The 292-nt window shown below is 63.4% G+C and carries 1 pseudogene; it reads right to left on the minus strand.

The features are described from left to right. Positions 1-292 (minus strand): annotated as a pseudogene (gene araG / locus E4O97_RS19740) (L-arabinose ABC transporter ATP-binding protein AraG); the annotation flags it as partial.

The following is a 292-nucleotide window of genomic DNA, read 5'->3' on the forward strand; positions in this document are numbered from 1 at the left end:
GCAAAGCTGATCGGCTCGCGCAGGCCCGGGCCGAGCAGGCCGTCTACCTTGAGCGCCACTTCGCCGTGCTCGCGTGGGCGGTAGTCGTAGATGTCCTGGATATCGCGACCGACCATGCAGGTCACCAACTGGTCGTGGGTCAGCGTGCTCATGTCCTCGAACGTGCGCACGTAGCGACCGTCCTTGAACACCGTCACCGCGTCGCAGATACGGAACACTTCTTCCATGCGGTGCGACACGTAGAGCACCACTTTGCCCTCGTCGCGCAGGCGCGCAATGATTGCCATCAGCC

This window comes from Pseudomonas sp. W15Feb34 (assembly GCF_023127765.1).
In the GTDB taxonomy this organism is placed as follows: domain Bacteria; phylum Pseudomonadota; class Gammaproteobacteria; order Pseudomonadales; family Pseudomonadaceae; genus Aquipseudomonas; species Aquipseudomonas synxantha_A.